Origin of the sequence: Streptomyces sp. Je 1-332 (assembly GCF_040730185.1) — a bacterium.
Taxonomy (GTDB): domain Bacteria; phylum Actinomycetota; class Actinomycetes; order Streptomycetales; family Streptomycetaceae; genus Streptomyces.
The window spans coordinates 6655519-6682166 of the sequence record NZ_CP160402.1 but is presented as its reverse complement, the minus strand read 5'-3'; the positions used below and the strand labels follow the sequence as shown (position 1 = coordinate 6682166).

The following is a 26648-nucleotide window of genomic DNA, read 5'->3' as shown; positions in this document are numbered from 1 at the left end:
TGTTGTACAGCCATGGCGAACGGGCCCGTCCACACCAGGCGTCAGGTGTGGGCGGGCCCGCTCAGGAGCCGGGCCGCGGGGGCGGTCAGACGGTGGTCCTCACCGACTCCTGGTCTTCATCACCGCCGTCCGTGGTCTCCCCGGCGCGGCGAGCGCGGACGAACTCCAGGAAGGAGTTCAGCTCACGCTTGACCACCGGAACCAGGAGGTACAGGCCGATGATGTTGATGACAGCGAGCATGAAGAGCACAGCGTCAGCCATGCCGATCAGGGTCTCCAACGTCAGCAGCGAGCCCGCGATCGCGAACAGGGTGTAGAGGGATTTGAAGGTGAGCTCGCTGCCCCTGCTGCGGCCGAAGAGGTACGTCCACGCCTTGAGGGAGTAGTAGCCCCAGGTGAGCACGGTCGACACGGCGAACAGCATCACCGCGACGGTGAGGATGTAGGGGAACCAGGGCATCACGGTCTCGAAGGCGTCGGAGGTGATGGTGACACCGCCGATGGACTCGCCGTTCCGCGCCTCGCGATAGCTGGCCGGGTTGGCGATGACGATCGTCAGCGCGGTCATCGTGCAGATGATGACGGTGTCGATGAACGGCTCGAGGAGGGCGACCAGGCCCTCGCTCGCGGGGTGCTTGGTCTTGACCGCGGAGTGGGCGATCGGGGCAGAGCCGAGGCCCGCCTCGTTGGAAAACGCGGCTCGCTGGAAGCCGATGATCAGCGCGCCGAGGATTCCGCCGGCGACACCCTGCGGGTTGAACGCCCCCTCGATGATCTTGCCGATCGCGGTCGGCACGGCGGTGACGTGGACGAGGATGACGACCAGGCAGGCCACGATGTAGATGCCGGCCATGGAGGGCACGAGCTTGCTGGTCACGTTGGCGATCGAGCGGATGCCGCCGAGCAGCACGATGCCGACGAGGGCGGCGACCAGGATGCCGAAGAACAGCGCACCGGCGGAGGAGCCCATCAGGCCGTCCTCGCCGCCCGTGACGGAGACGAGCTGAGCGTAGGACTGGTTGACCTGGAAGAGGTTGCCGCCGAAGAGGCCGAAGAAAAGGATCATGACGGAGGCGAGGACCGCGAGGATCTTGCCGAGCTTCTTGCCGTTCTTGCCGAAACGGGCGGTCAGGCCCTTGGGCAGATAGTGCATCGGGCCGCCGGAGACGGTGCCGTCCGCGTGCACCTCGCGGTACTTCACCCCCAGGGTGACCTCGACGAACTTGGTGGCCATGCCCAGCAGGCCGCACAGGATCATCCAGAAGGTGGCGCCGGGGCCGCCGACGGAGACGGCGACGGCCACGCCGGCGATGTTGCCGAGACCGACGGTGCCGGAGACGGCGGCTGTCAGCGCCTGGAAGTGGTTGACCTCTCCGGCCGATCCCTTCTCGTCGTACTTCCCACGCACCACGTCTACCGCGAGTTTGAACTTTCTCACCTGCACGAGGCCGAACCAGGCGGTGAAGACCAGACCTGCGACGACGAGCCAGGCAACGATGAGGGGCACTTCCGTACCGGCGACGGGGACGGAGTAGAAGACGACTTCCCCGAGCCAGGTGGCTATGGGCTCGAAGAATCCGCTGACGGCCTTGTCGACGGAATTGGTGATGGAGTCGAGTGACACGATGGCTACCTCGATGGCGCAGGGCCGGCGCTGGGGGTTGCGCCGGAAAGATGTGCGGTCTTTGAGCAGACGCCGTTGTCCGATTGGCGACCCAGTGCGCACGTGCCGCGGACTCGGAACGTGATCACCCTGGTCGTACTGCCGGTGCGTGCCGGCCGCTCCGCCACGCGGCGAGGGCTGGTGCCACCTGCGGAGTTGCGCAGTTCTACCACGATCTTTACGTGTTCTATAGTGATGCATGTCACATAACCATGCGTAATCTTCGAAAGTCCAGCGAACGAAACCAGACCGTTATTCAGACAGCCTGATCCGTTCACCGGACACCTATCCCCGGCGATGCCGCCCTCGTCGCCGCGATCGGCACCCCGGGCATCCTGGCTGCACTGCCCCTGCCCACCGAGCTACGGCGCGGCGGCAGGCGCTGACGACACGGGCGAAGAGCCGGTCGGCGAACAGCCTTGACCGGACTTACGACCTGGGGAGCAATATCTGAAGATGCTTGACCTCAAGCCTGGTTGAGGTTCAATGCTGGCCCCTATGAACGCAACTGTGATCGATGCGCAGGTACAGGAAGCCGAGATGGTGGCGCTCAAGAAGGTGATCGCCACTCTTGAGCACTCCCAGCAGAACGAGCTCGTGGACGAGTTCGTCAGTCTCTTCCGGAGCGACGCGATCTGGACCACGGGCCACGGCAAGCGCCTCACCGGGCGCGATGAGATATCGGCTTTCACGCACCAGGTACTTCCCGGTGCCATGAAGGACTCGACGGCCACCTACGAGGTGGTGGATGTGCTGTTCATCCGCCCCGACGTCGCCGCTGTCAAGGTGCATGCCCAGTACCTGACGCTCGATGGTCAGCCCATCGGGAACCCGGGTACGCCGCTCTACGTCATGGCGAAGGAAGACGGGCAATGGCGCCTGGTCGCCTGCCAGAACACGGAGATACTCGGCGCGTGACCTGACAAGGGCCGCGCGGGTTGGGTGAGTTGTGAAGCTGACCTGGGCCCGCGCGGCCTGTTCCCATCCTGCCCTGTCCGGGGTCTCCCGCGCACATTTCGGCGAGTTGTTCGCCGAACTCGCCGCCCCGTGGGAGGCGGCACGTCAGTCCGCCCTCCACGAAGCCCGGGGCGGTGAACGCCGCAGGGCAGCCGGCGCCGGGCGCAAGCCGAAGCTGGTCTTCTGCGACCGGCTGCTGCTCACCCTGGTACACCTGCGTCACCAGCTGCCGCACGAGGTCCTGGCCGAGCTGTTCGGCGTGGACCGTTCCACCGTCTCGGCGGCCATCCGGCAGGTCCGTCCATTGCTCGCGGCCCGTGGCTTTGCCGTGCCCGACCAGCCCGGAGTACGGCTGCACACCCTGGAGGACGCCTTCGCCTACGCCGAGGCCGTCACGCTCCGAATCGACGGCGCCGAAACCCAGGTCAGGCGCCCGCAACCAGGGCTCCCCGGACGGCGTGCCTTCGTATCGGGCAAGCGGCGGCAGAACACGATCAAGACCACCACGATCAGCGACGGGCAGGGCCGGATGCTGCTGTCCGGAGTCGTCCGGCCCGGCCGAATGCACGACCAGACCGCCGTGCGCACCGAGGGTATCGCCGAACAGTTCCGCCTCCGTCCACCGGTGAAATCTGAGGTCGACGCCGGGTACGCAGGGCTCGCCAAGGAGTTCCCCGGCCAGGTCACCGCCCCACCGAAGAAGCCGAAGGGCACGGCCTGCGACGGCGACAAGCGAGCCTGGACCGAGGCACGACGGCGCCAGTCCTCGGCCCGGATCTGCGTCGAGCACACCCACGCTGAACTGCGGCAATGGGCACCCCTGCGACGCTTCACCGGACGCCGCGAGACCTACTCCGAGACCCACCTGGCCATCGCCGCCCTGGTCTCCGACCGCTCCGCGCAGCGGCCCACCCGCGGCCGGACAAGCACCGAACTCGTCCTCCTCCGCGACAGCACCCGCTGATCACACACCAGCCGAATCGCCAGGCCAACACGTCCCGACCTCAATTTCCCCCGAGGTCGTTAGTGGTCGGGTGCACCGGCGGCTTCTGGCCGGCGCGGGGCAGGCAGCGCACAGGCCAGGCGGCAACTGTCGTGGACACGGCCGCCATGGCCAGGAACACCGTGCGGTAGGAGGCAGCCGTACCGGTGGCGGCGAGGGTGACCAGGGCGGCCAGGCCGACGGCACGCCGATTTGGCGGGTGGCGTTCATCAGTCCCGAGGCCACGCCTGCGTCCTGTGAGGCGATGCCGGAGGTGACGGTGGTAGTGATCGGGGCGATGAGCAGGCCCATCCCGGCCGGCATCACGACCGCGGGCGCCAATAAGCCCTCCCGGTAGGTGCTGTTGGGGCCGATGCGGCTCTGCCAGAGGAACCCCGCCGCGGCAAGCAGCGCGGCCAGCACGATCAGAGCCCGGGGACCGATGCGGCGCATCACGGCCGGAGCGAGGCGGGCGCCGACGACACCGGACAGGGTGTGCGGCAGGCTGGAGCGGGCCAACGCCCCTGGGCGGTTCGCCAACAAGGCGTCCGAGGAATTCGAGAAGCTGGATCAGAAGCTCCACGACGAGCTGAAGAAGAACTCCGGCGCCGAAAAGTAGAGTTGGCGGGTTCTCACCGCGTCCGGCGTGGAGGCCACTCCACGCCTGCCCTGTTCAACCGCGCGAGATGGGTGGCTCGCCTGCGGCGGGTGACCGCGAGACCGATGAGATAGAGCGCGAAGAGCGCCAGCCAGGCCCCTCCGGCGACGAGCACACGGTCAACCGTGTAGCCGCGGAAAGCAAGAAAGACAGCTCCCATGATCAGCAGGATCAGGAGATTGCCCAGTACGCGTCGGCTGTAGCGGCTGCAGGCGTCAAAGGTCATCTGCGAGTGCAGCAGGTCGACTTCGGGCTGGACCTCGGGCAACGGCCGCAGCCCGCCGCCCGGCCGCATCCCGGGCAGCGGCCCGCCGTGCAGCATGCCGGGGTGGGCGGCGACGGCTGCCATGGCTCGCTCGCGAGCATCCGGGGTCCGCTGGAAAGAGAAGTACGGATTGTTCGTGGCGCCGGTGCCGGGCGCATGGCCCACATAGCGGTAGCCCAGCTGGTCGGCGACATAGGCGAAGGCCGCGAACGTCTTCGTGCTGATGAAGTGCGGTCGCACCGTGTATTCGCTCTCGCCCTGCGACCCGGCCTGCATCAATCCGTTCATCATGCGCTGCACGTCCACGATGGTGCTGCCTCCTCCGGTGCCGGCGAGAGATGTAGGGCCACGGTGCCATGACGTCACCACTGATACGTTCGTGGCTCAGGATGAGTGCGCGCCAGCAGGGGCAATGCGTGCCGAGAGGCAGCGCTACGGTCAGAGATGTCAGGAGTCAGACCCCAGCCCCGGGACAGCACCCACCAATCCTCCCGCCCGCCACAGCATTCCCACCGGGAAACAGAGAGCATGCTCAGTCCCAGCCCTCGGGCATCATGGAACTGACACAGGCGATCGTTCGCGACCGATTCGCAACAGGTAGCCGAGCAACAGCGCTACTCACGGCGGCCACTCGATACGCTGACAGACGCCGCATCCGCATGAGCAGCACCTAGTCGGCAGGAGCCGCACAGCCCCTGTGAGCGGGGTCCTGGCTGTGGCTGTTCGGCCAGGTGGAAGACCTCTCGGGCCGCCTCACGTCATGCGGTACCAGACCTTCCGGTGCCGCGGTGATCGCCACGTGGGCTTGGGCGCGGCCCCGTCGGTCCAGCAGCCGTCCCATGCGTTTGGCGGTGTGCAGGGTGATGTTGCGGGCGCTCACCCTGACATCCGGATGGCGTTGCAGGATGCGCTCCTCCAGCGCGGCGCAGTCCGAGGGGGAACGCAGCCATACCGACAGCAGGAGGTTGTCCGCCCCGGTGACGGTGGAGCACACCCGTGTCTCGGGCAGTGCCGCCAGCGTGCGAGCCACCGCGTCCGCGCCGGGCCCGGGAGCCGCGATACGGAAGGTGGCGATGACCGGCCAGCCGGCCAGTTGCTGGGTGAGGTCGCAGCGGAAGTAGACCTCACCGTGGCCGGTCATACGCCGCAGTCGGCGGCGTATCGTGGCCTCGCTCAGCCCGCACTCCCGCGCCAGCTCGGTGTGGCCGCGGCGGGCGTCGACGCCGAGGGCCAGCAGCAGCCTGCGGTCGCTCTCGAACGGCCCGGTGCCCGGCCGCGGCCGGGCACGCCGCTCGCCGCGCGTCAGGTCGGAACGCTGCCGGTCGTTGAGTGTGTGCACCAGCCATCCGCTGCCCTCCCCGTGCACCTCGGTGCAGATGCTCAGCCGCACCGAGCGCACCCCGGGCAGGCCGCCGAGCCGCCGGGTGACGAGGTCGTCCAGCGCGGGCAGATCGCGGGCGGCGACCGACAGGAACAACTGGTGGTCCCCCGTGGTCCGTTCGAGGCTGAACACCGGTCCCCAGTGGCGTATGCGCGAGGTCAGGGGTTCCACCGCGTTCGCCTCGCAGGCCACGTCCACGTAGCCGACGACCGTGGCGTGGTGCGTCGGATAGGCCGTCATCCAAGCCGTGCCACTGGCGGTCAGGCGCCGCCAGCGGCGCGCCGCGGTGGTGGCGTCGATGCCGATGACCGTGGCGATCCGCGACCACGGCGCCCGGGGCTGCAACTGCAGCGCCTCGATCAACGCCAGGTCGACTTCCGTGAGTTCGGTGACCGGCCCCTCGACGTCATGCGGTTCTGAGGGCGGGGCGAGACGGTAGCGATGGGCGGCACGCGTCTCATCCTGCCCGTGCCGATCACCCTGTCAATGCCGACGGCGGAACAGAAGCCTCCGCGGAGCACGGCCGTCGACCGCTCCATAGGGCCCCCGGGCCCCCGCGCCCCCGCGCCCCCGCGCCGACGATTTACGGCGACACCGGAGCTCCGGCGACGGATTCCGGCGTTACGGCGGTGCCGATCGGCCCGCGGGGCAAGGTGTCGGCCACGCCTCACCTCGCGGAGCGGGAGGGAACCACCCATGCACAGAACGACCCGGTCCACCGCTGTCCTGCTCTTCGTCGCCTGGGCCGTCGACTACATCGACCGGCAGGTCATCAACCTGGCCCTGCCGTCGATCGGGGAGACCTTCGGCCTGACGCACGGCGAACGCGGCCTGATTCTCTCCGCGTTCTTCGTCACGTACGCGCTGACCCAGATTCCCGCGGGACTGATCGCGGGCCGCTTCGGCGGTGTCCGTGTGATGTGCGTGGCGCTGGTCCTGTGGTCGCTCTTCACCGGCCTCACCGCGGTCGCCTGGTCCTTCGCCGCGCTGCTGGTGTTCCGCTGCCTCTTCGGTGTGGCCCAGGGTCTGTTCCCGGCAGCGGCGATCGACACGCTCAGCCGTCGCAGCCTCCCCGGACAGCGGCTCACCGCCAACGGCTGGATCCAGAGTTCGAACGCGGTCGGCGGCCTGCTGGCCGCCGTGCTGGGCGGGCTGCTGCTCGCGCACTTCGACTGGCGCGTGATGTTCACCGCAGTGTCCGTGCTGGGCCTCGCGGTCGTGATCGCCATTCGCCGCCGCATGCCCGAGCCCCTCCCGGCCGCCCTGACGGGCCCTGCCCTCGAACGGGCCGAAGGTGCCGCGTCCTCCCTCCTGAGATCCCCGGTGATCTGGGGGTTCGCGTTGATGTTCTTCGGCTACGACACCGTGGTCTGGGGGCTCAACAGCTGGAGTGCCTCCTACCTGATGGAGGAGCGCGGTCTGGAGGTGGCCGACGCGGGCCTGGTCTCGCTGGCGCCGACGCTGGTCGCGGCGGTCACCGCTGTCGTCGGCGGGCGCCTGTCCGACCGGTTCGAGGGCCGGCCGGGACGCATCGTCGTACCGGCCATGGCTGCCGCCGCGGTCCTGCTCGTCGTGCTGCCGCTCACCACCTCGTCGGCGGGGTTCGTGGTCGTGGCCACCCTCATCAGCGGGGTGATCGGTCTGTGCTACATGCCCTGTTTCTCCGTGCCCCTGCGCAGTCTGCCGCCGGGTCTGACGGGCGCCGCCTCCGGCATCATCCTTTTCGGCGGGCAGCTCTCCGGGATCGTGGTCCCGGCCCTCTTCGGGCACGTGGTCGACACCTACTCCTACCGACTCGCCTTCTGGTCGCTGGCTCTCGGCCCCGCCCTCGCCGTCGCCGCCGTGCTCAGCGTCCCCCAGACCTCCCCCCAGTTCCTGGCGCGCCTGCGCGCCGTCATCGGCGACACCCGTACGAAGGAGGACGACAGCGATGCGTCCGCAGCCCACCACTCCGCTTGAGAACGCTCCGAGCGCTCGGGGCGCTCGGGGCACCCCGAGCGCCCTGGGCGCCCCGAGCGCCCCGGCCACGCCGGCCACCCCCACCGCCCTCACGGCTGACCTCCCTGCCCACCTCCCGCACTGGGAGGACGTCTACCGAGACCTGCACGCCCACCCCGAACTCGCCTTCGAGGAGCACCGCACCGCGGCCACCGTCGTGTCCGAACTGGGCCGCATCGGAGGCTGGGAGGTCACGCGACAGGTGGGCCGCACCGGGGTGGTGGCCGTCCTGCGCAACGGCGACGGGCCCGTCGTATGGCTGAGGGCGGACATGGACGCGCTGCCCGTGCACGAGGAGACCGGTCTGCCCTACGCCTCCGTCGAGGCGGGCCGCATGCACGCGTGCGGCCATGACGTGCACGTGGCCGCGCTCCTCGGAGCCTGCCGGCAGCTCGCCGCGTATCCCGAAGCGTGGCAGGGGACGGTGGTGGCCGTCTTCCAGCCCGCCGAGGAGGTGGGCCGCGGTGCGCAGGCCATGCTGGACGCCGGCGTCCTCGACCGCTTTCCCCGCCCGACTGTGGTGCTCGGCCAGCATGTGGGGCCCCTGCCCGCCGGTCTGGTGGTCACCAGGCCGGGCATCGTCATGGCCGCGGCGGACAGCATCCGCGTCACCCTGTACGGGTCGGGCGCGCACGCCTCCGCACCGCACCTCGCCGTCGATCCGATCGTCATGGCGGCGGCCGTGGTGATGCGGCTGCAGACGCTGTCTGCCCGGCTCGCGCCCCTGTCGCCCTCGCCTCTCCTCACGGTCGGCGCACTGCACTCCGGAACCGTCGCCAACGTCATCCCCGAGACGGCCCAACTCCTGTGCAGCCTGCGGACCTTCGACGAACGAACCCGCGAGTCCGTACTGACCGACCTGCGCCGCATCGTCCGCGCGGAAGCGGAGGCCCAGGGCGCCGGCCGGGAGCCGGACATCAGTACCTACGACTCCTTCCGCACGACGGTCAACGACGCGGACGCCACCGAACGCGTCCTGAGAGCCCTTGACGCCGACGGGACGATGAGCCACGTACTGCGCGATCCGCTGTCGGCCAGCGAGGACTTCGGCCGGTTCGCGGCGGCCGCCGACTGCCCGTCGGTCATGTTCCACTTCGGCGGCGCCGACCCGGCCGACTTCGACGCCGAGGCCGTCGCCGCCCTGGAACGCGGCGCGCTCCCGCCGGGCACCGTCATGAACCACTCCCCGCGCTACGCGCCTTCCGACCGCCACGCCGTCGCCGCCGGGGTGCGCCATCTGCTCACGGCCGCGGGCGCCTGGCTGAACGGTGCCGCGACCGCATGACAGCCGACGGTTCACCCCCTGCCGGAAAGGACACCCGCATGAGGTCCTGGAAGCCCCTACTGCTCGCCGCCGTTCTCGCCCTGACGACGGGCGCGCCCGCGAGCGCCGCGCGAGCCGACCCTTCGGTGCCCACCACGCCCGACTGCGCCTGGCATCCGCTCGGCTACCGGACATCCAACGTCGCCTACCCCGACACCAACTCCCAGTACTGGCTGCTCCACCACACCGTGCAGGACGGCCTCACCATCACCCTCGACGGGCGCTACCCGGACGCTCGCTACATGTCGTTCGCCTCCTACGACGCGGCCCGCGACAGCTTCACCGGCCCCGATGCAGAGCCCTCCGTCCTGGGCGACCACCAGATCGCGCCCGACCGGGGCAGTCACAACCCCTACCGTGAACACAGCCGCGCAGGCGGCAAGTTCTCCGTCACCGTCACGGACCGGGCCGACGCCGGGCACAACACGCTGCCGCTCTCGCCCGCGGGAACACCCGACGGCGCCGAAGGGACCGTCATCTTCCGGGTGTACCTGCCCGACGGGAAGATCCGGCTGCCGAAGGTCACCTTCCACCGCAACGGCCACCGCGTCCACGTCGCCACCTGCGCCGACGCCCTGACCTCCGCCCCTACGGCCCCTACGGCCCCTACCGCCACCGCGGACACCGCGAAGACCCCGGACGCCCCGCGAGTCTCCGCTCCCGACCTCTCCGGCACCCCGGCCCGCCCGGCCTTCGCCCGCCAGGGCGGGTCGGGGCTGTACCCCAACCCCGACAACGCCTACGTCTCCGCCGGCTTCGACGCCCCGCCCGCAGGGCAGGTGCTCATCGTCCGCGGCAAGGCCCCCGCCTCGACCACCGGTGACCGCGCGCGGCCATGGCCCGACCCCAAAGCCCAGGTGCGGTACTGGTCGATGTGCAACAACCTGTGGTGGGGGCCCGGTGAGGTGGTCGCCAACCCCCTCCCCGACGGCACAGTGGATCCCGGCTGCCGCACGGACACCGACACCCGTCTCTCAGCGGACGGGACGTACACGTACGTCGTCGGCACGGAGGCGCAGCGCGCGACCATCGATGCCGTCCCGGGCGTCACCTTCGTCCCCCTGTCCGCGGCGACACCGACAGCGAAGCACGTGCTGATCCTGCGCAACATGCTCGCCGCCACCGGTTTCGCCGAAGCGATTCAACAGGTGCCCACGGGCAGCGACTCCGGTCGCACAGCCCAGGTGATGGGCGATTACTACCCCAGGACGGGCTACTGCGTCCTCGCCACGCTCTCCGCATCGGGCCCGGACGCCTGTCCGGTGTCCTGAGCGCCGTAGGAGGTCCCGAAGTAGGAGGTCCCGAAGTACGAGGTCCCGCCAACTGGGGGACCAACGTCCCGCGTGAACGCGTCACTACCGGGGACCCTGGGGTGGGCGAAGGACGCCGAGCAGAAGGGTGGCGGGCATGACTTGGGTGAAAGCAGTGATCAAACAGATCGCCGGGCGCAAGAAGGAGGTGGACGGCATCGTGTTGCGCAACGAGACGCTGCGCGCCGAGGGAAGGCGCGAAAAGCAGCATGGCCGCGCCGCACTGCACGCCCGGCACAGCGCGAAAGACCAGCCGGTCGCCTACGCGAGCGGCCCCTTCACGACACGCTCTTAGGAACAGGCACCACGTTAGGAACAGGCACCCCGTACGTTGGGAACAGGCACCCCGTCAGGGCTTGAGCAGCGTCTTGATCATGCCGTCTTCCTTGTCCTGGAACATCTGGTACGCCTTGGGGCCGTCTTCCAGGGACATGTGATGGGTGGCGAAGTCGTCGACTCCCAGGGGGTCCTCGTCGGTGAGGAGCGGGAGGATGTCGTCCACCCAGTGCTTGACGTTGGCCTGTCCCATGCGGAGCTGAATCTGCTTGTCGAACATGGTCAGGAGCGGCATCGGGTCGACCGCGCCGCCGTACACACCGACCACCGAGACGGTGCCTCCGCGGCGGACGATGTCGATCGCCGCGTAGAGGGCGCTGAGCCGGTCGATGCCGGCGCGGTCCATGAGCTTCTCGGCCACGGCGTTCGGGAGCAGGCCCACGCCCCAGTGGGCCGCCTTGGCCAGGGGCGCGCCGTGTGCCTCCATCCCGACGGCGTCGATGACGGCGTCCGTGCCCCGCCCCTCCGTCAGGTCCCGGATCTTGTCGCCGAGGTCCTTGCCATAGCGACGCAGGTCCAGGGCCTTGACGCCGTCGCCGTGAGCGCGGCTCAGGCGCTCGGGCACCAGGTCCACGCCCACGACGAGGCTCGCGCCCCGGTGCAGCGCGATACGCGCCGCCATGGCGCCGATCGGCCCAAGGCCCAGGACGGTCACCGTGCCGCCGGGCGGGATGTCGGCGTACTCCACCGCCTGCCAGGCGGTGGGCAGCACATCGGACAGGAACACGAACCGGTCATCCGCGGGACCCTCCGGCACCTTGATCGGCAAGGTGTTGCCGAACGGCACCCGCAGCAGTTCCGCCTGCCCGCCAGGCACCTGCCCGTAAAGCTTGCTGAACCCGAAAAGCGAGGCACCCGTGCCGCGCTCCTTGACCTGGGTGGTCTCGCACTGCGATTGCAGGCCTCGGTCACACATGAAGCAGTGCCCGCAGGAGATGTTGAACGGCACCACCACCCGGTCACCGGCCGACAGTTCGGTGACTCCGGCGCCGACCTCCTCGACGATCCCCATCGGTTCGTGCCCCAGGATGTCGCCGGGGTCGAGATAGGGCCCAAGGACCTCGTACAGATGCAGGTCCGAACCACAGACACCGGTGGAAGTCACCCGCACGATGACGTCGGTCGGGTCCCGCAGCACGGGATCGGGGACGGTCTCCACCCGGACGTCGCGCTTGCCGTGCCAGGTGAGTGCTCGCATCAGGATCTACCTCCGGTCAGTGTGCCGCTCGGCCTCGTGCGGGTCACCCGCCCGAGCCGGCCACATCACCACCGTAGGCAGGACATGGCGGAAGCGCATACGCACGGCCACCGCCCGGCGCCTCCCCCACAGGCAGGGTCGGAAGGAGGAAGCGGCGGGGGCGGCCCGACACTCCCCAGTGACTTCTGCCGCCCCCGCAACACATCCCTCTGTGCCCCGGGATCCGGCGTCTACACGGAGCCCACCGGTCAGCGGTGAGGGTTCCCCTGGTCGGGGTCGTCATCGGGGGTCTGCCAGGCGGAGCCGCGCTGGGCCTCGCCGCCGGTGGGGTTGGCTCCGTGCGCGGGCGGGCCGCTTCGGCTGCGCCGGGCGGCGCGGCGTTTTCCGGCGATGAACATGGCGAGGAGGCCGACGACCACAACCACGCCGACGAGGATGAGGAGCAGCGAAGCGCCACCGGAGGCGGCCAGGACTGTATGGCTGTGAGTGTGCATTTCCCACGTGTACCCGATCGGCGACGCGAACTGCAGGAACTCGGCGACCAGCCGCGACCGACCCGGTGACCGCGCCAGACCGCCCTGTCCATTCCGGCGTTCCCGGGGCCAGGCGCGCCCGGCGCACCGGCAGTTGATCCTCGCCGTGACCGAGCGATTCGTCCATCAGGAACGTGCGCTACCGCACGGTGGCGCGAGCAGGCCGCCCAGACCGACGACCTGATCACTCAGGCCAGGGCGGGCGTCGCCACCGCGAAGGAGAGCGTTCAGTACAACCCCCGACGGCTGCTGCGCCGCCATCGGAGGCACCTCACCTTCCAGGGGTACGACACGGTCCTGAACGCTCTGGAGCGGACCCTGCACCAACTGGCGTCGTTGACGCGGAGTCTCGACCAGCGGCAGGAGGCGGAGAACGACTACCAGTACCGCATTTCCTCGACCGGTACGCGGCCTTCCTGGAAGCGGTCTCGGAGTTCGCCCTGGCGTTGAGCACCCTGGACGAGACGACCCTGGCCCAGCAGTCACGACGTCTGGCCGGGCTGGCCCGCGACGCTCAGGCACGGCGCCGCGAGGTCGCCGAGGAGGCCGAGGCCCAGGGGCTGCCGCTGGCCGACGCCACCCGTCCCTACGGCGTCCTGGTCATCGAGGCCACCCGCCTGATGGAAGAAGTCCAGTACACCAGCGACACGCTCCGCACCTGGGTCGAGGCGTAGACCCCCTACTCCTCGACTTTCTGCTGCCAACCGTCGTAGCCCAACTGCAGGGTGTCGGCGAGCGCCAGAGAGGTCAGGGCCCCCGTCACGGTGCGCGTGGCATGCGGCCACACCAGGCGAGCGCCGGTGAACGTGGTCGTCAGCCAGACGCTCAGGCAGAACGGACAGGTGACCAGCTCTCCCACGGCCGACGTGACGGCCCCGCCCCGCGGGCTCTCGCTGACTTCGGCGGGGCCCGTGGCGGACTCGTAACGGGTGAAGGGAGCCCGGAGCGGGCTCGTGACGGACCCCTTGCTGAGCAGCCGGCTCAGCCGGAACACGGCCGCTCCCGTCAGCAGGACATCCCAAGGCGCGAAGCTGTCCGGGGCCTTGCTCCTTCGCCGAGTGGCCACGGTTCCCCAAGCGGCGGTGTACGCGCCGAACGCGACGACGGCCGCGAGATGCCCTTTGAGCCGGTCCCGGTGCTGGTGCTGGTGCTGGTGCTGGTCATCCGGGGCATAGGCTTCACCGACTCGTCGCATGGCCCCCCTGATCCGGCCTGTACGGCGCTCCTCATCGGGTTCCTCTTGGTGCACTACAGCCTCCGCCGGATCTTCCTGAGTGGACGAGGTGGAAATCGTGCGCCGCCGGAGTACCCCGTTTCGGGCGAGCTGCAAACAAGTGACTACTCGTATGGGCGAGCGTGCCGTAGCCGTTGTCGGGCAGGCGAGTTCGATGGGACTCCTCAACACCGTCGAACAGACCATGGAACGATGGACCTCCCCTCTGTGGGCCCTCGTGATTCCGTCGCCGCGTCGGCCCGCGGAGGTGGTGGCCATACTCCAACGGGAGTGCGACGACAACGCCTTGATCCTCGACCGGCAGCGCGTCCTGGTGCCCAATGCGTTCGTCGTCGAGTTGCCGTCCGAGAGTCACCGCCGGCTCACCGAGCACACCGACGAGGTGTCGCGGCAGCTGGTGGGGCACGTGTGTCGTCACGCGGCCGAACACGGATATACCTTCGCGGGGCCCGTCGCCGTCGCCCTGCACCCGTCCGGCGACGAGTCGGTGGGCCGCTTCCTGGTCCGCAGCCGGATCGCCCCCCGCTGACCAACCCGCGGTCAGAGCCCCGAAAGGACCCGACATGAGCGAGGCCCCGCCCTACATCGATGCCGACGCGATCGCCCGGCTCGTCCCGATGTCAACGGCCGTCGACGCGGTGGAAGCCGTACTCAGGACGGGCCTTGACCCGGAGACGGAGCCGCCGCGAGGCATGGTGGGCGTACCCGGCGGCCAGCTCCTCCTGATGCCGTCCTCCACGACGTCGTACACGGGAGTGAAGGTCGCCACGGTCACGCCGGGGAACGCGGCCCGCGACCTCCCCCGCGTCCAGGGCGTGTACCTCCTCCTGGACGGAAAGACCCACACGCCGCTGGCCCTGCTGGACGGCATCGCGCTGACGTCCCTGCGGACCCCCGCGGTGTCGGGCGCCGCGATCAGGCATCTGGCGGTCCCGGGCGCCCGTCGCCTGCTGGTCTTCGGGACCGGCCCCCAGGCCTGGGGGCACGTGGAAGCGGTCCGCGCGGTACGCCCGACGCTCGCCCACGTGGACGTGGTGGCGCGCAATCCCGAGCGGGTGGCGGCCTTCGTCGACCGCTGCCGCGATGCGGGCCTGTCCGCGGCGCCCGCGACCCCGGCGGACGTCGCGAGAGCCGACGTCGTCTGCTGCTGCACGACGGCCCGCGAGCCGCTGTTCGACAGCGCACTGCTCCCGGCCCACGCGACGGTCGCGGCGGTCGGCTCACACGAACCGGACGCGCGCGAGGTGGACGAGGAGCTCCTGCGCCGCGGCCTGGTGGTGGCCGAGTCGCATGAGGTGGCACTGCGCGAGTGCGGTGACATCGCACTCGCGGTGTCCGCGGGCGCCTTCGACACGGAACGGCTGCGGACTCTGGCCGAGTTGGTACGGGGCGAGGTAAAGGTCACGGAGGGCCGCCCCCGCCTGTTCAAGTCCGCGGGGATGGCCTGGGAGGACCTGGGGGTGGGGGCGGCGGCGTATGAGCGGTGGTCGAGCCTCGGCTGATCGCGGAACTCCCTGGCCGTCCGGGGCGCGACGGCCTCACACCACCCTCACCGCATGCCGCACCACCGCGTCGAACAGATACCCCTGCGTGTTGTACGCCGTCGTCTCCGGCTGGGTGTGGCCCGTCGTGTCCGTGGCGCGGGCCAGGAGTGTTGTCGGGCCCGGGGTTTCGGGGCGCCAAGGGGTGGTCCAGCGGGTCCACGTGGCGCGGTGGGGCGTGTCCTTGAGGTGGGCCCTGTGCCAGGTTCTGCCCTCGTCCGTGCTGATGTCCACGCGGGTGATCGCGCCCGCCGCCGACCATGAGCGGCCGGTGAGGTGGTGGGTCGTGGCCGCCGGGAGGTTTGCGTTCCAGGGGAGTTCGAAGGCGGACTTCAGGGTCTGGCGGGTCAGCGGGGCGCTGCCCTCCGGGGGGTACTGGTCGCCGAAGAGGCGGTAGAACCGCGTGTTCCAGGGCGAGTAGAGAGGCGTCGACGAGACCTCGATGTCGCCCACCCATTTGATCGACGCTATGCCCACCCACGCCGGGACCAGGACCCGCACCGGGTAACCGTGGTCCGCGGGGAGCGGTGCGCCGTTCATCTCGTACGCCAGGAGCACGTCGTCCATCGCCTTGGAGAGCGGCAACGGGCGGCGGACCCTGCCCAGGTTCGTGCCGTCGTCCGTGACGTACTCCGCGTCGAGGCCGCTGGGCAGCACGTCCACCGCGTCGCGCGATACGCCTGCCCTGCGCAGGACTTCGGACAGGCGTACGCCGCGCCAGCGTGCGTTGCCGATCGCCCCCAGGGTCCAGGCCGTGCCGGAGACCTCGCCGCCCTGCTGGGTCGTGAAGAAGCTTCTGCCGTTGCCCGCGCATTCGACGAAGGCGGTGCGGGTCGTCGACGGGAGGCGTTTGAGGTCCGCAAGCGTGAACTCCGTGGTTCCGGCGCCCCGTAGGCCGTCGCCCCAGATCTTCAGGCTCCACGTCTTCGCGTCCAGGCGTGGCGTCGCCGTGTGGTTGCGTACGAAGAAGTGCGATGCGGGGGTGTGGAAGCCCGTCTGCGCCAGCGCCTCGAACCTCGTCTCCGCGTTCGTGCCGCGGATCGTGAAGCGGTCGGCGGGGAGCGGTTTCACGATCCCGGCTGCGACCGCGCCACCTGCCGCCCGTGCCCGGGGCGCACCCAGCGCCACGGGCAGCGTCGCCGCGGCCCCCGCCGCCGCGAGCAGCCGCAGCATGTCCCTGCGTGCCACCCCGTCCGCCCGCGCCTCCCCCGCACACCACTGCGCGTGCCGGCGTCTGTCGTACTCCTCTTCGGATGCCTCTTCAGATGCCTCTTCGGACGTCTCTCTGGAGATCATGGGCGTCATCGTACGAGCCGCCCATCGGGCAACTCACCGATGAAACACGCCAGTTACGGGGTTGTCGTAGACACTACATAGACCATCGGGTGCTCCGAGTTGGCGCGGTTCACCACCACGTCGAGGGTCGGTGCCGGGTCCTTCTTCACATGGGTGAGGCCCAGCCAGGGGCCCGGGTCGGTGAACTCCCAGCCGACCACCTTGCGGTCGCGCTTGCTGATCGTGATGTCGTTCTTCTTCAGCTCACCGGTGCTCGTGCCGATCCGCTTGAGGAACTTGTCCAGGCCCTTGTTGCTCGTCAGGAACTGGGCGTACAGGCGGCTGGTGCGCCAGTTGTTCGTCTCGTAGTAGGCGACCTCCCGGGAGTACGGGGGGATCGGTACGTCGTAGAGGCGGCGCTGCACCCTGGACGGCCAGCCCGCGGTGAGGCCGGTCGCGGAGTACTTGGCCTCCTTGTCGCGGCCGCTGTTGCGGCTCTGGTTCGCGGAGATCACCAGATAGCCGGCCGGTACGCCGATCAGGAGCACGATGATCGTGGCCGTCAGCCAGCGGCGGCGGATCATGTGGCGGCGGTCCTCGCGGGGACCGCCGCCTCCGTCGGCGGATTCCGGGGAACCCGAGGGGTCCGGGGAATCCGGGGACGAAGGCTGGCGGGGGACGGTCATCTGCTTACTGAGTTCCCTGAGAAGTACGGTCGTTGGTACGGCGCGCCTCCGCGAACCGCTCGTAGCGTTCGTGGCGCTCCACGCGGCGGCGGTTCGCCCTCCGGAAGCGCCGGGCCACCAGGCGTGCCAGGTCCGCGGCGCCCACCATGCCCGCCTCGGGGCCCAGCTGGGCGCGGGCGATACGGGCCTCCGGGCGGTAACCGCGCCCCGTCAGCTGGCGGCGGAACGCGTCGCGGGCCGGGCCGATCAGGAGGTCGTCGGCGGCCGACACACCGCCGCCGATCACGAAGCAGGACGGGTCGAGGGCGGCCGCGAGGTTCGCGATGCCGACGCCCAGCCACTGGCCGATGTCCTGGAGCAGCTCCACGCACATCGCGTCACCATCGCGGGCCAGCTCGGTGATCAGAGGGCCCGTGATGTCGGGGATGTTGCCCTTGACCCGCTCGATGATCCCGTACGCGACCGGGGAGTCGGCCGCGGCGAGCTCGCGGGCCTCCCTGACCAGCGCGTTGCCGGAGCTGTACTGCTCCCAGCAGCCGCGGTTGCCGCAGGGGCAGCGATGGCCGCCGGGGACGACCTGCATGTGCCCGAATTCGCCGGCGACCCCGAACTTGCCGCGCTTTACCTGGCCGTCCTCCAGGATCGCGCCGCCGATGCCGGTACCGAGCGTGATCATGACCAGGTGGTCCTCGCCGCGGGCCGCGCCGAAGCGCCACTCCGCCCACGCGGCCGTGTTCGCGTCGTTGTCGACGAGCACAGGGACCGCGAGGCGGCCCGAGAGACGGTCGCGCAGGGGTTCGTTGCGCCAGGAAAGGTGCGGGGCGAACAGGACGCGGTTGCGGTCGGCGTCGACCCAGCCCGCCGCGCCGATGCCCACCGCGTGCACGTCGTGCCGGTCGGAGAGGTCGAGGACCAGCTCGATGATGGTGTCCTCGACGACCCGGGGGCTCTTGGACTTGTCCGGGGTCTCCGTGCGGAGGGTCTCCAGGATGTTGCCGTCGGCGTCGACGACGCCCGCCATCACCTTCGTGCCGCCGATGTCGATGCCGACGGTGGGCACGCGGGGCGCCGTCAGATGTGATCGGCGCTCACGCGTGCCCACGGTCCGCAGGACGGTGGCTCGGGCGGAGCCGCGGTGCGCGAGGTCGCGGTAGGTGCTCATTGCGGCGATTCTGCCTCACTCTCGCGGGGGCGCGCACGACGGGCCCCCGGGGTGCGCGGCACCCCGGGGTGCCCCGTCAGGGGCGCGGGGAACTGCGCGAGCGACCACAGAGAAGCCGCAGCCGCGTCTGCTGCGTGACCGAGCAGACGCGACTGCGGCATTTCGAGGGCTGAGCGCGCAGTTCCCCGCGCCCCTTACGGGGCTCCCCCGACCTCCAGTTCGTGACGCAAGTCGTCCAGTTCGGAGCCGCCCGCCATCTGGCGGGTCAGCTCGTCCAGGGTGACCTCGTCACGCCCGTAGCTGCCGAACATCGTGCCGCGCTTCAGGAGGATGAAGCGGTTGCCGACCAGGTACGCGTGGTGCGGGTTGTGGGTGATCAGGACCACTCCGAGGCCCGCGTCCCGCGCCGCGGCGACGTACTTCAGGACGACGCCCGACTGCTTGACGCCGAGCGCGGCGGTGGGCTCGTCCAGGACGAGGACCTTCGCGCCGAAGTACACCGCGCGCGCGATCGCCACGCACTGGCGCTCGCCGCCCGACAGGGTGCCGATGGGCTGGTCGACGTCGCGCAGGTCGATGCCCATGCGCAGCAGCTCCGCGCGGGTCGTCTCGCGCATGAGGTCGACGTCGAGGCGCTTGAAGGGGCCCACGCCCTTCGTCGGCTCGGAGCCTAGGAAGAAGTTGCGCCAGACCGGCATCAGGGGGACCACGGCGAGGTCCTGGTAGACCGTGGCGATGCCGTGGTTCAGGGCGTCGCGCGGCGTGCTGAGCTTCGCGTCCTCGCCCTCGATCCGGAAGGTTCCGGCGTCGTGCTGGTGCAGACCCGCGATGATCTTGATGAGGGTCGACTTGCCCGCGCCGTTGTCGCCGAGGACACAGGAGATCTCGCCCGCGTGGACCTCCAGGGATACGCCTTCGAGAGCGCGGATGTTGCCGTAGTACTTACTGACGTCGTCGAGCTCGACGAGCGGGGTGCGGTCCGGCCCCGACACGACGTCGGTGACTGCGGTCGATTCGGTGCTCACTTCGTCGCCTCCGCGCGCTTGCGGACCCAGTGGTTGAGCAGGGTCGCCAGGAGCAGCATCACTCCGAGGAAGAACTTGAACCAGTCCGGGTTCCACTCGGCGAACACGATGCCCTTGCTGACCATGCCGAAGATGAGGGCGCCCACGGCCGCGCCGACCGCCGAACCGTAGCCGCCGGTGATCAGACAGCCGCCGATGACGGCCGCGATGATGTAGATCAGTTCGTTGCCGACGCCCTCGCCGGACTGGACGACGTCGTACGAGAACAGCAGGTGCTGGCCCGAGATCCAGGCGCCGAAGGCGACGCCCATGTAGAGGCCGATCTTGGTCGCCGCGACCGGGACGCCGACCGCGCGGGCCGCGTCCTCGCCGCCGCCGACCGCGAAGATCCAGTTGCCGACGCGGGTGCGGAGCAGGACCCAGGTGGCGACCGCGATCAGGCCGAGCCACCAGAGAATCGTGATCTTGAAGTCGACGCCGCCGATGGTGAGCGTCGACGCGAAGACGTCCTTGGCGGAGGCGAAGCCCTCCATGTCGGCGATCGACTTCGTGGACACCGTGCCGCTGATCAGCTTCGTGAAGCCGAGGTTCATGCCGGTCAACATCAGGAACGTACCGAGCGTGATGATGAAGCTCGGCGGGTCGGTGCGCGTCAGCATCACGCCGTTGAAGACACCGATCGCGAGCGTCACAAGGAGCGAGACGAGCACGCCGACCCAGACGTTCGCCGTCATCTGATAGCTGAACATCGAGGAGATCAGCGCGGAGGACGTCACCATGACGCCCGCCGACAGGTCGAACTCGCCGCCGATCATCAGGAGCGCCACCGGCACCGCCATGATGCCGAGGGTCGACGCCGCGTAGAGCACCGTGGCGAGGCTGGTGGCCTGCAGGAAGCTGTCCGCGGCGACCGCGAAGAAGATGAAGACGGCGATGGCGCCGACGACGGAGCCGAGCTCGGGCCTGCCCATCAGCTTCTTCAGCGGCGATGCCTTCAGGAGGCGCTCGTCCGTCTTGGTGTCCGGCGACGGCGCCGGTGCGGGTGCGGTCGCTGTCATCGCGTTCCTCGCTTCGCGTATTCCTCCAGCTCGGCGGCCTGGTCCTTGGTGACGATCTCGGGACCGGTCAGGACCGGCCTGCCGCCGCCGAGCACATCGGCGTTGTACTTGTAGAGCCAGAGCAGGTCCACGGCCTCGTAGCCCTGGAGGTAGGGCTGCTGGTCGACGGCGAAGCCGAGCGTGCCGTCCTTCAGGCCGGCCGCGACCTTCTCGTTCAGGTCGAAGGTGTCGACCTCGGCCTTGCTGCCCGCGCTGTCGGCGGCCTTCACCGCGGTGTCCGCGAAGGGCGCGCCGAGCGTGACGACCGAGTCGACGGACTTGTCGGACTGAAGCCTGGCCTCGATGGAGGACTGCACGTCGGGCATGTTCGTGCCGGTCACGTACAGGTTCTGCATCTTGCCGTCGAAGGTCTTCTTGGCGCCCTCGCAGCGCTGCTCGTGGCCGACGTTGCCCTGCTCGTGCAGGATGCAGAGCGCCTTCTTCTTGCCGCGCTTGTTGAGCTCCTCGCCGACCGCCTCGCCCGCGATCGTCTCGTCCTGGCCGATGTGGGTGAGCGCGCCGAACTCCTTGGACTCCGCGGAGCCCGAGTTCACGGTGACCACCGGGATACCGGCCTTCTTGGCGCGGGCCAGGGCGCCCTTCATCGCGGCCGGCTTGGCGAGACTGACGATGATGCCGTCGACGTCCTTGTCGATGTACGAGTCCACGAGCTGGGCCTGCTGCTGGGCCTCGGCGTTGTGGGAGTACAGGAACTTGATGTTGTCCTTGCGGGCCGCCTCTTCGGCGCCCTCCTGGACGATGTCCCAGAACGTGTCACCGTCACCCGAGTGGGTCACCATGCCGAACGTCCACCTCGGCGTGCTCACCGCGGCCTTGCCGTGTGCCGTCGCCGCCTTGCGTGCGTCCTCGGCGCGCTTGCCGCCGGTGCTGCTGCACCCCGCGAGGGACACCCCGAGCGCCGCGACCAGCACGGCGCCCACCGCACGTACCCCTGTCTTAACCCTTGCCACGACGCCGTGCCCTTCTAGCTCTGCTCCTCGGTGCGGCCGGTCCGGATCCCCGGCCCCAGCCGCCCAAGTATCGACCACGCGGATCTCGCATGCGTTCATCGGGTACCGCGGGCGGTGTACTTCTCCAGCTTCGGGACGTCCTTCTCGGTCACGACGGCGGGTCCGGTGAGGACGGGCTTGCCGCCGCCGAGGACGTTCGCGTTGGTCTTGTAGAGCCACAGCTCGTCGATGGCGAGATAGCCCTGGAGGTAGGGCTGCTGGTCGACGGCGAAGCCGACCTCCTTGGCCTTGAGGCGCTTGACCACCTCGGCGTTCAGGTCGAAGGTCGCGACCTCGGCCTTGCCGGCCGCGCCTCCGGCGTCCTCCTTGGCCTTCACCGAGAGGGCGGCGATGGGCGCGCCGAGCGTGACCACCGCGTCGATGTCCTTGGTGGCCTGGAGTTTCGCGCTGATGGACGACTGGGCGTTCGGCGCGTTGGTGCCCTCGACGTTGAGGTTCTCGACCGAGCCCTTGAAGGTCTTCTTGACGCCCGCGCAGCGCTGCTCCAGGGAGACGTTGCCCTGTTCGTGGATGACGCAGAGCGCCTTCTTCTTGCCCCGCTTGTCGAGCTCGTCGCCGACGGCCTCGCCCGCCACGGACTCGTCCTGGCCGATGTGGCTCAGCGCGCCGAACTCGGCGGAGAACTCGCCGCCGGAGTTGATCGTGACGACCGGTATCCCGGCGGCTTCCGCCTTGCCGAGGACCGCCTTCATCGCCTCGGGCTTGGCCAGGGTCACGACGATGCCGTCGACCTTCTTGTCGATCGCCGACTGGACGAGCTCGGCCTGGCCCTTGGCCTCTTTGTCGTTGGAGTAGAGGAACTCGACGTTGTCCTTGCGGGCCGCCTGCTTGGCGCCGCTCTGGACGATGTCCCAGAAGGTGTCGCCCTCGCCGGAGTGCGTGACCATCGCGATCTTGAGGCGCGGCGTGCTGACGCCCTTGCCGCCTCCCCCGCCTCCCCCGCCGTCACCCGACTTGTCCTCGTCGTCCTTGCCGCCGGAGCTGCTGCAGCCGGCCGCGAGCGCGATCACCGCTACGAGAGCTGCTGCCGTGCGCGCTGTGCGCCTGGTGGGACTGCGCATGGTGGGACCACCTCTTCTCCCGGCCGCCCGAATGCGGCTGGGGGAGTTCTAGCGGCGGGTGCGCGGCAGCGTCAATGGCTTTGTCAGAACATTCTGACGACTGTGAGCGACTTGGGACTCGGGACGCGGGAGTCGGGACGCGGAAGTCGGGACGCGGGACCTAAAAGGCACTGGGACTTAGGACGTCGAGACCTACGGCCGTACGAGGAGCTGGAACTCGAAGGAGTAGCGCGAGGCCCGGTAGATGTGCGAACCGAACTCGACCGCGCGGCCCGTGTCGTCGAAGGTCGTGCGCTGCATCGTGAGCAGCGGGGCCCCGGCCGGTTCGCCGAGCCGCTCGCCCTCATCGGCGGTGGCGGCGCGGGCGCCCACGGACTGGCGCGCGCTGTGCAGGGTGATGCTCGCGCCGCGCATCAGGCGGTAGAGGCCGGTGGCCTCCAGGCGTGCGGTGTCGAGGGCGAGCAGCCCGGACGGGATGTGGTTGCGGAGGTAGGCCATGGGCTCGCCGTGCGCCAGGCGGAGCCGCTCCACCAGGTGGACCTCCTCGCCCTCCGCGATGCCGAGCGCGGCCGCGGTCTCGGCGGAGGCCGGTTCGACGGTGTTGCGCAGGACACGGGTCTCGGGGCGCTGGCCCGCGGCCTCCAGGTCGTCGTAGAGGCTGCTGAGTTCGAGGGGGCGCTTGACCTGGCTGTGCACGACCTGGGTGCCGATGCCCCTGCGGCGGACTAGCAGCCCCTTCTCGACGAGCGACTGGATGGCCTGGCGGACGGTCGGCCGGGACAGACCGAGTCGCCCCGCGAGCTCGATCTCGTTGCCGAGCAGGGTGCCCGGCGTCAGGGCACCGCGCTCGATCGCCGCCTCCAGCTGCTGGGACAGCTGGAAGTACAGCGGGACCGGGCTGCTGCGGTCGACGCCGAGCTGGAGCGAGACGGTCGGGTCCACGGCTGGTTTGGCGGCTGATCTGGCGGCTGATTTGGGCACGTGGCGAGCGTAGTCGCAGGGAATGATGACGGGAAGTTCTGAAGTTCTGTTGTCCGGACAAATTCCAAGCGGTTCGTGGATCGCTCTCGCGCCTCTGACCTGCAATGGAACAGCGAGAAGCCCCCCTCAGAGTGATCTCCGAGGGGGGTGATTCGTAGTGCGGGGGACAAACGGGGGACAGCGCGTCAGGCTGCACCCGGAGCCTCAACCGCGGGAACAGAAGGCAAGACAAGGCGAAGGCGGGAGCTGTCTTCGCCGCTCTGATCAGGCTCGTTGGCGGCGGGCTTCGTCTCATCTGCTTCTGCTCTGCTTCTGCCCTGCTTCTGCGGTAGCAGGTTCCTCGGCCGCCGGGAGGATGCGACCGGCACGGCATCAGGGCCCCGGGCGGCTGGCGATGGTGGAGCGTCTGGTGCCGGACAGAATGTGGGAGTTGTTCCAGCGGGTGGTACCGGCCGCTCCCGTACGGCCTCAGGGTGGGGGCCGCCGCAGGTATGGAGACCGACAGGTGCTGGCGGCGATCGTGTTCGTGGCCACGACCGGCTGCACGTGGAGACAGCTGCCACCGGGCTTTGGCCCGTCCGGGCCGACCGCACACCGGCGGTTCACTGAGTGGAGCCGGGCTCGAGTGTGGGGCAAGCTCCACCGCCTGGTGCTGGACGAACTCGGCGTCCGAGGAGAGTTGGACTGGTCGCGATGCGCGATCGACTCGGCGAACATGCGGGCGATGAAAGGGGGGACCTGGCGGGTCCGAACCCCGTAGATCGCGGCAAGAAGGGCTCAAAGATCCACTTGATCACTGAGCGGACTGGTCTGCCTCTCTCCATCGGCATCTCCGCTGCGAACACCCATGACAGCCAGGGGCTGGAACCACTGGTACGGGGTATCCCGCCGATCCGCTCCCGACGCGGACCGCGTCGGCGACGGCCCGACAAGCTTCACGCCGACAAGGGCTATGACTACGACCACCTGCTCCGATGGCTTCGCGCCCGGAGCATCGTCCCGCGCATTGCCCGCAGGGGCACGGAGTCCTCACAACGGCTGGGCCGCCACCGTTGGACCGTGGAGCGCACGGTCGCGTGGCTCGCTGGGTGCCGCCGCTTGCACCGTCGCTATGAACGCAAGGCAGAACACTTCCTCGCCTTCGCCGCAATCGCCGCCGCCCTGATCTGCTACCGCAGACTGGCGAAGGGCATCACTGCGACGTGATCCGTAGAGTACGGCCCCATACGACGCCGGCCTGCCGTGGAGGACCGAGCCGGGCACACACCATCGAGGACTGCATGACCGACTACTTGCCCGCCGTTTTGGCGATGCTCGGCCCGGCCCAGAACCGCTTTGCGGACCCTGCTGCTTGGGACCGTCTCCACGCGGATCTCGGTATACAACTGCCGCCCGACTACCGGGTCCTGGTTGACGCCTACGCCCCGATCCAGCTCAATGGCCACCTGTACCTCCATCATCCGGCGACCGAGCGATGGAACCTGGGGCAGGAGATCCAAAGAAGCATCCAAGCATGGTCCGAGGTGCCGTGGGACGAGCTCGATCTCGACGCGGACGAGGACCCGCGCCAGCTCTTCGGACTCGACGAGTTGAGCTTCGGCACCCGCAACGGGCTGTGGCCGATCGCGAGCACCGACCGAGGAGAGGCAATCTTTCTCATCGCTGCCACCAGTGTCCCCCGGCTCCTGGTGAGTTACGACGAAACCTGGGCGGAGCACCGCATGAGCTTCGCCGAGTGGCTCTACCGCTATCTCATCGGTGAAGACATGACCGGTCCCAACAGCGCAGCCTTCTATCCAGGCCCTGTGCAGATGCGACACCTGCCGATGTCCGTCGACGAACGTCCCGAGCCTTGGTACGGCCCAGACCGCGGTATGTGAGAAGCCAACCGCGCTGGCAGGAGCGGCGGCCCAAACGAGATGACCTCTTAGTAACCGCCGCACCCGACTGGCCGGTGTTCGATCACGGCGTCGGGGTCGGCGACCCCCGAAACGAGGACCCTGCTGCAACTGCACGATGTACGCCCAGTTGCGCGTGGCCCGCGCCCGTGGAGTTCGCCGCGGGCGACGTCACGGTACCCGTGCCACGCCAACCCAGCCGGCCCGTATGGTCAGCGAGCCCGGCATGGCCGCGTCCGGCTTCCACTTCGGCCAGGGAACGAATCCAGGATCGACGAGATCAAGGCCATCAAAGAGGGAGATCGTCTGCTCCGGGCTGCGCAGGATGTAGGGGATCGCGCCGGAGTTGTTGTACTCCTCCTGCACACTGCGGTGCAGTTCGTCGTCGGCATCGGAGTGTGTCAGTGAGGCAAAGCTGCCCGAAGGGAGACCTGATACCAGACCACGCACCAAGGTCAGAACGTCTTCCCACGGGGAAATGTGACCCAGTACGTCATTGATCACGAGACCGATGGGCCGGGTCATGTCCAATGTTTTCGCGGCGCCTTGAAGGATCGTCTCGGTGTCGCGCATGTCTGCCAACACGTAGTCCGTGGCGCCTTCAGGTGTGCTCCTGAGGAGCGTGTCGACGTGCATCAGGACGATCGGGTCGTGATCCACGTAGACCACCCGGCTGTCCGGCGCGATGCGTTGAGCAATCTCGTGGGTGTTGTTGGCTGTGGGTAACCCGGCACCCACATCGAGGAACTGTTTGACGCCTTCCCGCGCCATCCAGGTCACCGAGCGACGCAGTACATCGCGAGACTCCTGGGCCATCGGGACAATCAGGGGGAACTTCTCTTTATAGGCGTCGCCTGCCATTTGGTCAGATGCGTAGTGGTCCTTGCCGCCCAGCCAGTAGTTCCAGACGCGTGCGCTGTGCGGCAGGGACGTGTCTATCTGGTGGATGTCTGCTGGTTCGCTGCTCATTACAGTGCTTCTCTCAATAGATCAGGGCGCGTGGCAAGGACAGCGGAACGATCCAGCGTTTCCAGTTCGTCGGAAGCAGGTCC

27 protein-coding genes and 1 pseudogene are annotated in these 26648 nt (G+C 69.1%); 12 read left to right on the top strand and 16 right to left on the bottom strand.

The annotated features are described in order from the left end of the window. Positions 1 to 85: 85 nt before the first annotated feature. Positions 86 to 1624: an alanine/glycine:cation symporter family protein gene (locus ABXJ52_RS30165; RefSeq protein WP_367046217.1), complete on the bottom strand. Its 1539-nt coding sequence runs from the start codon at positions 1622 to 1624 to the stop codon at positions 86 to 88. Positions 1625 to 2161: 537 nt separating this feature from the next. Here ABXJ52_RS30165 and ABXJ52_RS30160 point away from each other — a divergent pair. The 3 genes from ABXJ52_RS30160 (at position 2162) to ABXJ52_RS30150 (ending at position 4221) form a co-directional block, all read left to right on the top strand. Next, positions 2162 to 2581, top strand: a complete 420-nt coding sequence (locus ABXJ52_RS30160; RefSeq protein ID WP_367046215.1) for an SgcJ/EcaC family oxidoreductase — start codon at positions 2162 to 2164, stop codon at positions 2579 to 2581. Positions 2582 to 2612: 31 nt separating this feature from the next. Beyond that, on the top strand, positions 2613 to 3584 hold the full coding sequence (locus ABXJ52_RS30155) for a transposase family protein (RefSeq protein ID WP_367046213.1): 972 nt from the start codon (positions 2613 to 2615) through the stop codon (positions 3582 to 3584). A 460-nt stretch (positions 3585 to 4044) separates the two neighbouring features. Then, positions 4045 to 4221, top strand: coding sequence for a hypothetical protein (locus ABXJ52_RS30150; protein ID WP_367046211.1), 177 nt, complete (start codon positions 4045 to 4047; stop codon positions 4219 to 4221). 13 nt (positions 4222 to 4234) lie between these two features. Here the strand turns inward: ABXJ52_RS30150 and ABXJ52_RS30145 are convergent, their stop codons facing one another. The 3 genes and pseudogenes from ABXJ52_RS30145 to ABXJ52_RS30135 all read right to left on the bottom strand — a co-directional run. Then, entirely contained in the window at positions 4235 to 4831 is a 597-nt protein-coding gene (locus tag ABXJ52_RS30145; RefSeq protein ID WP_367046209.1) for a hypothetical protein, read from the bottom strand. 364 nt (positions 4832 to 5195) lie between these two features. Next, positions 5196 to 6170, bottom strand: coding sequence for an Lrp/AsnC ligand binding domain-containing protein (locus ABXJ52_RS30140; protein ID WP_367049379.1), 975 nt, complete (start codon positions 6168 to 6170; stop codon positions 5196 to 5198). Further along, positions 6168 to 6278 (bottom strand): annotated as a pseudogene (locus ABXJ52_RS30135) (AsnC family protein); the annotation flags it as partial. The pseudogene ABXJ52_RS30135 and the gene ABXJ52_RS30140, both read right to left, overlap by 3 nt. Before the next feature lie 324 nt (positions 6279 to 6602). On the opposite strand from ABXJ52_RS30135, the gene ABXJ52_RS30130 reads away from it, so the two are divergent. The 4 genes from ABXJ52_RS30130 (at position 6603) to ABXJ52_RS30115 (ending at position 10833) form a co-directional block, all read left to right on the top strand. Continuing rightward, complete coding sequence (locus tag ABXJ52_RS30130) at positions 6603 to 7865, top strand: MFS transporter (RefSeq protein ID WP_367046207.1); 1263 nt, start codon at positions 6603 to 6605, stop codon at positions 7863 to 7865. Further along, positions 7837 to 9189, top strand: coding sequence for an amidohydrolase (locus ABXJ52_RS30125; RefSeq protein WP_367046206.1), 1353 nt, complete (start codon positions 7837 to 7839; stop codon positions 9187 to 9189). The genes ABXJ52_RS30130 and ABXJ52_RS30125 overlap by 29 nt, the downstream gene beginning before the upstream one ends. Before the next feature lie 38 nt (positions 9190 to 9227). Further along, positions 9228 to 10499, top strand: coding sequence for a hypothetical protein (locus tag ABXJ52_RS30120; protein WP_367046204.1), 1272 nt, complete (start codon positions 9228 to 9230; stop codon positions 10497 to 10499). A 136-nt stretch (positions 10500 to 10635) separates the two neighbouring features. After that, a complete protein-coding gene (locus ABXJ52_RS30115; RefSeq protein ID WP_367046202.1) occupies positions 10636 to 10833 on the top strand; it encodes a hypothetical protein in 198 nt (65 codons plus the stop codon). Between the two features lie 54 nt (positions 10834 to 10887). Here the strand turns inward: ABXJ52_RS30115 and ABXJ52_RS30110 are convergent, their stop codons facing one another. Both ABXJ52_RS30110 and ABXJ52_RS30105 read right to left on the bottom strand, forming a co-directional pair. Then, entirely contained in the window at positions 10888 to 12072 is a 1185-nt protein-coding gene (locus ABXJ52_RS30110; protein WP_367046200.1) for a zinc-dependent alcohol dehydrogenase, read from the bottom strand. A gap of 248 nt (positions 12073 to 12320) precedes the next feature. Continuing rightward, positions 12321 to 12566 carry a hypothetical protein gene (locus ABXJ52_RS30105; protein WP_367046198.1) on the bottom strand — a complete coding sequence of 82 codons (246 nt, stop codon included), beginning with the start codon at positions 12564 to 12566 and terminating at the stop codon, positions 12321 to 12323. 485 nt (positions 12567 to 13051) lie between these two features. Between ABXJ52_RS30105 and ABXJ52_RS30100 the strand changes: the two genes are divergently transcribed. After that, positions 13052 to 13279, top strand: coding sequence for a hypothetical protein (locus ABXJ52_RS30100; protein WP_367046196.1), 228 nt, complete (start codon positions 13052 to 13054; stop codon positions 13277 to 13279). Between the two features lie 5 nt (positions 13280 to 13284). Here the strand turns inward: ABXJ52_RS30100 and ABXJ52_RS30095 are convergent, their stop codons facing one another. Beyond that, a complete protein-coding gene (locus ABXJ52_RS30095) occupies positions 13285 to 13800 on the bottom strand; it encodes a DUF1360 domain-containing protein (protein WP_367046194.1) in 516 nt (171 codons plus the stop codon). Between the two features lie 193 nt (positions 13801 to 13993). Here ABXJ52_RS30095 and ABXJ52_RS30090 point away from each other — a divergent pair, with 193 nt between their 5' ends. Together ABXJ52_RS30090 and ABXJ52_RS30085 are read left to right on the top strand one after the other, a co-directional pair. Next, positions 13994 to 14368, top strand: coding sequence for a DUF3662 domain-containing protein (locus tag ABXJ52_RS30090; RefSeq protein WP_367046193.1), 375 nt, complete (start codon positions 13994 to 13996; stop codon positions 14366 to 14368). A gap of 34 nt (positions 14369 to 14402) precedes the next feature. Beyond that, the gene (locus ABXJ52_RS30085) at positions 14403 to 15341 is read left to right on the top strand and encodes an ornithine cyclodeaminase family protein (protein WP_367046192.1); all 939 of its coding nucleotides are present in this window, start codon (positions 14403 to 14405) and stop codon (positions 15339 to 15341) included. Between the two features lie 36 nt (positions 15342 to 15377). Here the strand turns inward: ABXJ52_RS30085 and ABXJ52_RS30080 are convergent, their stop codons facing one another. The 8 genes from ABXJ52_RS30080 to ABXJ52_RS30045 all read right to left on the bottom strand — a co-directional run bounded on the left by ABXJ52_RS30080 (position 15378) and on the right by ABXJ52_RS30045 (position 23659). Then, positions 15378 to 16676: a sulfite oxidase gene (locus ABXJ52_RS30080; RefSeq protein WP_367046190.1), complete on the bottom strand. Its 1299-nt coding sequence runs from the start codon at positions 16674 to 16676 to the stop codon at positions 15378 to 15380. Between the two features lie 53 nt (positions 16677 to 16729). Beyond that, positions 16730 to 17341, bottom strand: coding sequence for a sugar kinase (locus ABXJ52_RS30075; protein WP_367046188.1), 612 nt, complete (start codon positions 17339 to 17341; stop codon positions 16730 to 16732). Between the two features lie 4 nt (positions 17342 to 17345). Then, positions 17346 to 18503, bottom strand: coding sequence for an ROK family glucokinase (locus ABXJ52_RS30070; RefSeq protein ID WP_367046186.1), 1158 nt, complete (start codon positions 18501 to 18503; stop codon positions 17346 to 17348). 194 nt (positions 18504 to 18697) lie between these two features. After that, the gene (locus tag ABXJ52_RS30065) at positions 18698 to 19528 is read right to left on the bottom strand and encodes an ATP-binding cassette domain-containing protein (protein ID WP_367046184.1); all 831 of its coding nucleotides are present in this window, start codon (positions 19526 to 19528) and stop codon (positions 18698 to 18700) included. After that, positions 19525 to 20586, bottom strand: a complete 1062-nt coding sequence (locus ABXJ52_RS30060) for an ABC transporter permease (RefSeq protein WP_367046182.1) — start codon at positions 20584 to 20586, stop codon at positions 19525 to 19527. Before ABXJ52_RS30060 ends, ABXJ52_RS30065 begins: the two co-directional genes overlap by 4 nt. Then, positions 20583 to 21596 carry a sugar ABC transporter substrate-binding protein gene (locus ABXJ52_RS30055; RefSeq protein ID WP_367046181.1) on the bottom strand — a complete coding sequence of 338 codons (1014 nt, stop codon included), beginning with the start codon at positions 21594 to 21596 and terminating at the stop codon, positions 20583 to 20585. The genes ABXJ52_RS30060 and ABXJ52_RS30055 overlap by 4 nt, the downstream gene beginning before the upstream one ends. A gap of 95 nt (positions 21597 to 21691) precedes the next feature. Next, the gene (locus tag ABXJ52_RS30050; RefSeq protein ID WP_367046179.1) at positions 21692 to 22717 is read right to left on the bottom strand and encodes a sugar ABC transporter substrate-binding protein; all 1026 of its coding nucleotides are present in this window, start codon (positions 22715 to 22717) and stop codon (positions 21692 to 21694) included. Positions 22718 to 22909: 192 nt separating this feature from the next. Then, on the bottom strand, positions 22910 to 23659 hold the full coding sequence (locus tag ABXJ52_RS30045; protein ID WP_367049376.1) for a GntR family transcriptional regulator: 750 nt from the start codon (positions 23657 to 23659) through the stop codon (positions 22910 to 22912). Between the two features lie 433 nt (positions 23660 to 24092). Between ABXJ52_RS30045 and ABXJ52_RS30040 the strand changes: the two genes are divergently transcribed. Next, positions 24093 to 24904, top strand: a protein-coding gene (locus tag ABXJ52_RS30040) for an IS5 family transposase (protein ID WP_367046177.1) whose coding sequence is annotated in 2 segments (ribosomal slippage) — positions 24093 to 24438 and positions 24438 to 24904 — 813 coding nt in all. Because the reading frame shifts where the segments join, the coding sequence is not laid out codon by codon here. A gap of 74 nt (positions 24905 to 24978) precedes the next feature. Then, positions 24979 to 25578 carry an SMI1/KNR4 family protein gene (locus tag ABXJ52_RS30035; RefSeq protein WP_367046175.1) on the top strand — a complete coding sequence of 200 codons (600 nt, stop codon included), beginning with the start codon at positions 24979 to 24981 and terminating at the stop codon, positions 25576 to 25578. 189 nt (positions 25579 to 25767) lie between these two features. Here the strand turns inward: ABXJ52_RS30035 and ABXJ52_RS30030 are convergent, their stop codons facing one another. After that, complete coding sequence (locus ABXJ52_RS30030) at positions 25768 to 26565, bottom strand: SAM-dependent methyltransferase (protein ID WP_367046173.1); 798 nt, start codon at positions 26563 to 26565, stop codon at positions 25768 to 25770. Positions 26566 to 26648: the final 83 nt, after the last annotated feature.

What these genes read in the sequence shown, in the direction of transcription:
- ABXJ52_RS30090 (WP_367046193.1), top strand. Translation starts at nt 13,994, where the DNA reads ATGGGACTCCTCAACACCGTCGAACAGACCATGGAACGATGGACCTCC.
- ABXJ52_RS30110 (WP_367046200.1), bottom strand. Translation starts at nt 12,072, where the DNA reads ATGCGAGCACTCACCTGGCACGGCAAGCGCGACGTCCGGGTGGAGACC.
- ABXJ52_RS30030 (WP_367046173.1), bottom strand. Translation starts at nt 26,565, where the DNA reads ATGAGCAGCGAACCAGCAGACATCCACCAGATAGACACGTCCCTGCCG.
- ABXJ52_RS30115 (WP_367046202.1), top strand. Translation starts at nt 10,636, where the DNA reads ATGACTTGGGTGAAAGCAGTGATCAAACAGATCGCCGGGCGCAAGAAG.
- ABXJ52_RS30105 (WP_367046198.1), bottom strand. Translation starts at nt 12,566, where the DNA reads ATGCACACTCACAGCCATACAGTCCTGGCCGCCTCCGGTGGCGCTTCG.
- ABXJ52_RS30060 (WP_367046182.1), bottom strand. Translation starts at nt 20,586, where the DNA reads ATGACAGCGACCGCACCCGCACCGGCGCCGTCGCCGGACACCAAGACG.
- ABXJ52_RS30085 (WP_367046192.1), top strand. Translation starts at nt 14,403, where the DNA reads ATGAGCGAGGCCCCGCCCTACATCGATGCCGACGCGATCGCCCGGCTC.
- ABXJ52_RS30150 (WP_367046211.1), top strand. Translation starts at nt 4,045, where the DNA reads ATGCGGCGCATCACGGCCGGAGCGAGGCGGGCGCCGACGACACCGGAC.
- ABXJ52_RS30070 (WP_367046186.1), bottom strand. Translation starts at nt 18,503, where the DNA reads ATGAGCACCTACCGCGACCTCGCGCACCGCGGCTCCGCCCGAGCCACC.
- ABXJ52_RS30130 (WP_367046207.1), top strand. Translation starts at nt 6,603, where the DNA reads ATGCACAGAACGACCCGGTCCACCGCTGTCCTGCTCTTCGTCGCCTGG.
- ABXJ52_RS30125 (WP_367046206.1), top strand. Translation starts at nt 7,837, where the DNA reads ATGCGTCCGCAGCCCACCACTCCGCTTGAGAACGCTCCGAGCGCTCGG.
- ABXJ52_RS30080 (WP_367046190.1), bottom strand. Translation starts at nt 16,676, where the DNA reads ATGATCTCCAGAGAGACGTCCGAAGAGGCATCTGAAGAGGCATCCGAA.
- ABXJ52_RS30120 (WP_367046204.1), top strand. Translation starts at nt 9,228, where the DNA reads ATGAGGTCCTGGAAGCCCCTACTGCTCGCCGCCGTTCTCGCCCTGACG.
- ABXJ52_RS30035 (WP_367046175.1), top strand. Translation starts at nt 24,979, where the DNA reads ATGACCGACTACTTGCCCGCCGTTTTGGCGATGCTCGGCCCGGCCCAG.
- ABXJ52_RS30160 (WP_367046215.1), top strand. Translation starts at nt 2,162, where the DNA reads ATGAACGCAACTGTGATCGATGCGCAGGTACAGGAAGCCGAGATGGTG.
- ABXJ52_RS30075 (WP_367046188.1), bottom strand. Translation starts at nt 17,341, where the DNA reads ATGACCGTCCCCCGCCAGCCTTCGTCCCCGGATTCCCCGGACCCCTCG.
- ABXJ52_RS30095 (WP_367046194.1), bottom strand. Translation starts at nt 13,800, where the DNA reads ATGCGACGAGTCGGTGAAGCCTATGCCCCGGATGACCAGCACCAGCAC.
- ABXJ52_RS30050 (WP_367046179.1), bottom strand. Translation starts at nt 22,717, where the DNA reads ATGCGCAGTCCCACCAGGCGCACAGCGCGCACGGCAGCAGCTCTCGTA.